The following is a 6,628-nucleotide window of genomic DNA, read 5'->3' as shown; positions in this document are numbered from 1 at the left end:
CCTTCTGTTCTCCTTCGTCATAACTGTCTCCTTTCTATGCCGATAGCATTATTACGGCTATCGGTATAATGGCACAAAAAAACACCGATGTCAACCACATCGGCGAGAAAACTTATTAGCTTAACTTAACACGTATGGGTTACAGGGTAGATGAAACGGGAACCGTACCTTACACAAAATGAACACCAAAGACCTGCGAACAAGCCGTTGCGTGCGACGGCTTACAGGCGACATTCAATAAACCTTTATATCTCACTGCAGAAGCAAGACAAAGCCACTTTCTCAGCTTATTAAGGGTTTAATAAAGATTGAAAAGAATTATAGAGTCAGATATGTTTGCTTTTAAACGAAACTAATTTTATAATAGCCTCATATATTAGAAAGGAGCTGCAAATGAAATCAACATTATATCGTTTGGTAGTAATTTTATTATTATGTTTTTCAACTGCTGCATTCAGCGAGGTAATTGATTATATTATGGCAACAGTTAATGGAGAGGTAATTACTTATAGTCAATTTAAGCAGCGTGTTTTTGAAATCGAAGAAGCATACAGAACGGCTTATTCCGGAGAAGAGTTGGAGAAGCAGCTGAGAGATAGGAAGAAATCAATACCGGATGATTTAATTAAAGAGTGCCTGTTATTGGGCGAAGCAAAAAGAGAAAATATTAAGGTTGACAAAATAGAGATAGAAAAAATGGTAAATACTGCAAAAAGCAAGTTTGAAAACTTAGATGATTTTTACAGAGTGTTAAGAAATGAGGGGTTAACTCTGGAAACTTTAGAAGATAAATATAAGAGAAGTTTAATGATAAAGAAAATAATTCAATTTAAAGTTAATTCAAAAGTAATAATAGAGTCATACGAAATTAATCAGTATTATCAGGCTCATAAAAAGGATTTTTTAGAGCCTGAGCAGGTAAAAATAAGACAGATACTTATCAAAATGAAAGATGATGAGAAAACAGCTGAACAAACAGCAAAGGAACTTCTGGAAAGGATTAAAGGCGGAGAGGACATGGCCAGGGAAGGAGAAGATCTTGGTTTTATTAATGTGAGCGAATTACTGCCTGAACTAGGTGTGGCAATATCAAAATTAAAGGTTAACGAGATTGCAGATTTAGTCAAAACACAGACAGGGTATCATATTATAAGATTAGAAGGAAGAAAGCTATCAAAGGCGAAGGAATTATCAGAGGTTAAAGATGATATATATAGGATTCTGTTTAGTAAAAAAGCAGATAGTATATATTCAAATTTTGTAAATGCGTTAAAAAAAGAAGCAGATATTAATATTAAAAAGAATATGGCAGAATAAATGGACCTCTTTGATTTTGACAAAAATTCAAAACTCAAAACTCAAAACTCAAAATTTGACAGCAACACTCCTCTAGCTGTTCGAATGAGGCCCAGAACCCTTATAGAGTTTGTTGGGCAGGAACATATTCTAGGTGAGAGAGGGATTCTTAAAAAAGCTATTGATAATGACAAAATAACATCCCTAATACTATACGGCCCTCCTGGGACAGGGAAAACAACACTTGCTTATATTATTGCCAATGTAACAAAATCCCATTTTGACAGAATTAATGCAGTTACATCCGGCATTTCAGAAATACGTAAGACTATTGAATCCGCAAGAACGAGAAAGGAAATGAACAATATAAAGACAATACTTTTTATTGATGAAATTCATCGGTTTAATAAGGCGCAGCAGGATGGGTTAATGCCTGCTGTTGAAAATAATATTGTAACATTGATTGGAGCAAGCACTCATAACCCTTTCTTTACAATAAACAGTCCATTGCTTTCAAGATCAAGGGTATTTCAATTATATCCTCTTTCCGATGAAGATATGAAGCTTATTATAGGGAATGCGTTAAAGGATAAGCAGAGAGGACTTGGCAAATTGAAAATTGAAATAAATGATAATGCGTTGTTACATATTGTTAAATGTTCAGACGGAGATGGAAGAAGGGCTCTTAATGCTCTTGAGTTGGGTGTATTATTAGGCAAGTCTGATAAAAGTGGTGTTATTTATTTTACAATAAAGATGGCTGAAGAAGCTGTCGGCAAAAAACAGGTAGTATACGATAAAGATGAAGGCGCACATTATGATACGATCTCTGCGTTTATAAAGAGCATGAGAGGCTCAGACGCCAATGCAAGTCTTTACTGGCTTGCAAAGATGATTTATGGGGGCGAGGATCCAAGGTTTATAGCAAGGCGAATTGTTATATGCGCTTCTGAGGATGTTGGCAATGCTGACCCGAATGCATTGATTTTAGCTAATGCAGCTTTGCAGGCATCTGAATTTGTAGGTTTGCCAGAGGCAAGGATAATTCTTGCTCAGGCAGTAACTTATATTGCGACTGCTCCAAAAAGCAATGCCTCTTATCTTGGAATAGATAAGGCATTAGAGGACGTAAAAAACAATAAGTTAAAAAAAATACCTGATCATCTTAAAGTAGGGTCGTATCCGGGAGCTCAGATTCTGGGACACGGTCAGGATTATAAGTATGCTCACAACTATAAGGACCATTATGTAGAGCAGGAATATGCGCCTGATATTCCTGAGTATTATAATCCCACAGAACAGGGATATGAAAGAAAAATAAAAGAGCGTATGGGCAATACATCAAAACATATATTACGCCAGAAGATGATAGAGAAACGCCAAAAGACATCTTATAATGAAATAGCAGCTAAAAGTGAACAAATTAAGAAGCAGCTTTTCGAACTGGATGTTTTTGAAAAATCTAAAACGGTTATGTTCTATGTTGGAAAAGAAGATGAGGTTCAAACAAAGGATATGGTTTTAGAATCAATGAAAATGGGTAAAATAGTAAGTGTTCCTTATATAGAAGGCAGTGGAAATCGTGAAATGTGTGCATCTCTTTTGAAGAATTTTGACAGGGATCTTACAAAAGGAGAATACGGAATTTTATTTCCTAAAAAGGAAAGTTACAGACCCATAAATGCAAGTAGCCTGGATCTAATTATCGTTCCTGGAGTTTGTTTTGATAAGAATGGAAATAGAATAGGCCGTGGTGGAGGATATTACGATCACTTTCTAAAATCAGTTTCAGGAAAGGCTGTATTAATTGGTCTTGCATTTGATTTTCAGGTTATTAGAGATGTTCCACATGAGAAGAAAGATATCCCTGTGCATATAATTATAACTGAAGAAAGAGTCCTGAAATCTATTAAATTCGAAGCACGAAGCACGAAATACTAAACAATATCAAATGACCAAAATACAAATGTTCAAAACAATGTTTTGAATTTAGAAAATTTGAATTTAGAATTTGTTTCGAGTTTCGGATTTGAAATTTCGGATTTTATTTGGGAAATTTAAGGAGGATTATGTTATGGCGAAGGTAGTATGTCTTGGTATTCTTGTTGCTGATGTTGTTGCGAAACCTGTTAATGATATTCCTGGGAGAGGAAAGCTTGGCATTGTTGAGAAGATTGAACTTCATACAGGGGGATGTGCAAGCAACACAGGAGCAGCTCTGAGAAAGCTTGGTGTTGATACAGCACTGATTGGAAAGGTTGGGAATGATGGTTTTGGAGATTATCTCATAAAGGAGATGTCTCAATGCGGATTAAATGTTCAGGGCATAAGAAAGGACAATAACGTAAATACGTCATGTTCGTTGGCATTAGTTGAGGATGATGGAGAAAGAAGATTTATACATTGCTATGGCGCAGACGGAACATTTACAGAGAATGATATTGACTGGAATATAATTAAAGGGTGTAAAATTCTTCATATTGCGGGAAGTTTCCTTATGCCAACCTTTGACGGAATTCAAACGGCACATGTTTTAAATAAAGCTAGGAGCATGGGGATTATGACCTCACTAGACACTGCGTGGGATGCTAAGGGAAAGTGGCTTAAAAATATTGAGCCTGCTCTGAAATATATAGATATATTCTTGCCTAGTATTGAAGAAGCAAGAATGATAACAGGTTTAGAGTCGGCAGAGAAGATAGCGAATTTCTTTCTTAAATATGGGATAAAGATTGTTGGCTTGAAAATGGGCAGTAAAGGTTGTTTTGTTAAGTCTAGTGATAATGAAACAGTAAAAGTTTCTCCTTTTATAATCAAACCTGTGGATGCTACTGGTGCTGGAGATGCTTTTGTTGCTGGGTTTTTAGCAGGTGTATTAAAAGGTTGGAACTTACGCAAAACAGCTGAGTTTGCCTGTGCTGTTGGAGCATGCTGTGTAGAAGCTATGGGGGCTAAAGCAGGTATCAGAAGCTTTGATGAGACGATTAAGTTTATAGAAGATCATAAACAAGACCCTTTCTAATGGTATTCAGGCTTATTGATTCAGAAGGCAACACTGCCTCAAGAAATATGGCAATAGATGAAGCTATCTTTTCTCGTCATGCCGAAACAGGTTTTGAATATACATTACGTCTGTATACATGGACTCCTCCTGCTGTCTCAATTGGATATTTTCAGGATTTACATAAGGAAATTGATCTGGAAAATTGTAAGAGCTTGGGCATGAACTATGTACGCAGGCCTACTGGAGGAGGAGCAATACTGCACGATATGGAATTAACCTATTCATTTACTGCCAACACTGGGGGGATTATCCCCATAGATATTTGCGAATCATATAAAGTCATATGTGGAGCTATTATTATTGGTTTGAAGTCATTAGGAATTAATGCAGGAAACAGAAAAAGAGAAGTAAAATTGCGAGAAAGAGAGTCGCCAGTATGTTTTGTTGAATCATCGAATTATGATATTGTAGTTCGGAAAAGGAAAATAGTAGGCAGCGCACAAAGAAGGGTTAAAGATAGGCTTATTCAACACGGTTCTATTCTGATTGATTTTGATATAGGGAAAATGCACAGTATTTTTAAAACTAATTTGCCATTCGGAAAGTTTCATAAAGATTTTGTAAATAATGTAACCTCTCTAAAAAAGGAGTTAGGTTATTCTATTGATCTCGGCAAATTAAAACGCGCAATATGTCTTGGGTTTGAAGAGCTGTTTAAAACTGAGGTTAGGGAAGAGGGTTTGACGAAGACAGAGATAACTCTTGTTGAAAAGCTAGATAATTTACAGTATGATAGCCCAGATTGGAATGTAAGCAGAAAAAGGAATTTAGTAGAATGAGCATGATAGAGATGTTTGTCGCAGGGGTGGCAATTGATCCCACAAATAATATGCCTATTATAATCTTGAAAAATAGTGATAAAAAAAGAACTCTTCCTATATGGATAGGAATATCTGAGGCAAGTGCTATTGCAATGAAATTAGTTGGAGCGAGTTCGGCAAGGCCATTAACTCATGATCTTATAAGATCTGTGATTGAAGTGTGCAAAGCGAAAATATTGGAAGTAAACATAGACGGCTTTAATGGGAACACGTTTTTTGCAAAAATAAAGATTAAATTGGGAAGAAGGACATTTCTTATTGATTCGCGTCCAAGTGATGCAATAGCTCTAGCATTACGTGCTGGTGTTTCTATTCTCGTTGATGAAAAAGTAATTGAGCAGGCTACAACTGTGAATGTTACAGAAATTGAAGGGAAAACAGAAGATTTTAGGGGTCTTTTAAAAGATCTTAATACAGAGGATTTTAGCAGGTACAAGATGTGACGGAGAAGCAAATATAATGAATACAGGAAATATACCGGTTCTATCTGTTAGAGGGAGAACTTTAGCAGAGGTGTGGGAAAAAGCGGTGCTTGAGACATGGAATAAAGGTCTCAAGATAAAAACAGAGTATGATAAAAAAGAGGATCCTCCTAGCAGAGATTGTACAATGATAATGGTTGTGGATGATCCCTTTGCTGAGCCGCGAATTCACCGTGCTTTTCCAGCGGGACTTGAGGAGTTAGAAATCTACCGCCAGGAGGTCGTAGAAGGTATTCATGATCACTGGATTAGTCCTGAACAAGGAAAATGGACATACACGTATCACAAACGGCTTTTTGAATATGAGGTGGAAGGCACGGCGGCGATTAATCAGATAGACTATATTGTAAATAAGCTTGCACAGACTCCCTATAGCCGCAGAGCTCAGGCAATAACATGGAATCCTAAAACTGATCCGCCTACATATGACCCGCCGTGTCTTCAAAGATGCTGGTTTAGACTTTCAAAAAATGAGCATAAGAGATTAGTATTGAATATGAACACACATTGGCGTTCAAGAGACGGTTTTAAGGCAGCATTTATGAATATATTTGCCTTGACTGACCTACAGAAATTAGTAGCCGCACGTATAAGTAAGAAAATTCATGAACAAGTTATTGTTGGCAGATATGCTGACATAACAGACAGCTTTCATATTTATGGTTCATATTTTGAGCAATTTCAGGATTTTCTAAATACTGTAAAGAACCGCAGTTTTCAGGAGAGAACATGGACAAGTGAATTCTGCGAACCGTTCTTTGAAGAGGGCAAAAGAAGACTTAAGGATGAACGTGACAAGGAACAGAGTGCCGGAGGCCGGACTTGAACCGGCATGAACTAAAAGTTCGAGGGATTTTAAGTCCCTTGCGTCTGCCAATTTCGCCACTCCGGCAGTAATACTTAGAGGCGGCAAGCGGACTCGAACCGCTGGATAAAGGTTTTGCAGACCTCTGCCTTACCACTTG

At 37.0% G+C, this 6,628-nt stretch carries 6 protein-coding genes and 1 tRNA gene; 6 read left to right on the top strand and 1 reads right to left on the bottom strand.

Translation table 11 applies throughout. From position 1 onward, the window contains the following. Positions 1–393 precede the first annotated feature (393 nt). The 6 genes from KKC91_02190 (at position 394) to KKC91_02165 (ending at position 6,489) form a co-directional block, all read left to right on the top strand. Entirely contained in the window at positions 394–1,317 is a 924-nt protein-coding gene (locus KKC91_02190; protein ID MBU0477360.1) for a peptidyl-prolyl cis-trans isomerase, read from the top strand. After that, positions 1,318–3,237, top strand: a complete 1,920-nt coding sequence (locus tag KKC91_02185; GenBank protein ID MBU0477359.1) for a 5-formyltetrahydrofolate cyclo-ligase — start codon at positions 1,318–1,320, stop codon at positions 3,235–3,237. 133 nt (positions 3,238–3,370) lie between these two features. Continuing rightward, on the top strand, positions 3,371–4,318 hold the full coding sequence (locus KKC91_02180; protein MBU0477358.1) for a sugar kinase: 948 nt from the start codon (positions 3,371–3,373) through the stop codon (positions 4,316–4,318). Then, positions 4,318–5,139 carry a lipoate--protein ligase family protein gene (locus KKC91_02175; protein ID MBU0477357.1) on the top strand — a complete coding sequence of 274 codons (822 nt, stop codon included), beginning with the start codon at positions 4,318–4,320 and terminating at the stop codon, positions 5,137–5,139. Before KKC91_02180 ends, KKC91_02175 begins: the two co-directional genes overlap by 1 nt. Then, positions 5,136–5,624 (top strand): bifunctional nuclease family protein, encoded by a 489-nt coding sequence (locus tag KKC91_02170; protein MBU0477356.1) that lies wholly within the window; start codon positions 5,136–5,138, stop codon positions 5,622–5,624. The genes KKC91_02175 and KKC91_02170 overlap by 4 nt, the downstream gene beginning before the upstream one ends. 16 nt (positions 5,625–5,640) lie before the next feature. After that, positions 5,641–6,489, top strand: coding sequence for a hypothetical protein (locus KKC91_02165; GenBank protein ID MBU0477355.1), 849 nt, complete (start codon positions 5,641–5,643; stop codon positions 6,487–6,489). Here the strand turns inward: KKC91_02165 and KKC91_02160 are convergent. Beyond that, positions 6,471–6,555: transfer RNA gene (locus tag KKC91_02160), tRNA-Leu, on the bottom strand. The genes KKC91_02165 and KKC91_02160 overlap by 19 nt on opposite strands. Positions 6,556–6,628 lie beyond the last annotated feature (73 nt).

Source organism: bacterium (genome assembly GCA_018812485.1).
Taxonomy (GTDB): Bacteria; JAHJDO01; JAHJDO01; order JAHJDO01; family JAHJDO01; genus JAHJDO01.
This window is presented reverse-complemented; position numbering and strand designations above follow the sequence as displayed.

What these genes read in the sequence shown, in the direction of transcription:
- KKC91_02190 (MBU0477360.1), top strand. Translation starts at nt 394, where the DNA reads ATGAAATCAACATTATATCGTTTGGTAGTAATTTTATTATTATGTTTT.
- KKC91_02185 (MBU0477359.1), top strand. Translation starts at nt 1,318, where the DNA reads ATGGACCTCTTTGATTTTGACAAAAATTCAAAACTCAAAACTCAAAAC.
- KKC91_02180 (MBU0477358.1), top strand. Translation starts at nt 3,371, where the DNA reads ATGGCGAAGGTAGTATGTCTTGGTATTCTTGTTGCTGATGTTGTTGCG.
- KKC91_02175 (MBU0477357.1), top strand. Translation starts at nt 4,318, where the DNA reads ATGGTATTCAGGCTTATTGATTCAGAAGGCAACACTGCCTCAAGAAAT.
- KKC91_02170 (MBU0477356.1), top strand. Translation starts at nt 5,136, where the DNA reads ATGAGCATGATAGAGATGTTTGTCGCAGGGGTGGCAATTGATCCCACA.
- KKC91_02165 (MBU0477355.1), top strand. Translation starts at nt 5,641, where the DNA reads ATGAATACAGGAAATATACCGGTTCTATCTGTTAGAGGGAGAACTTTA.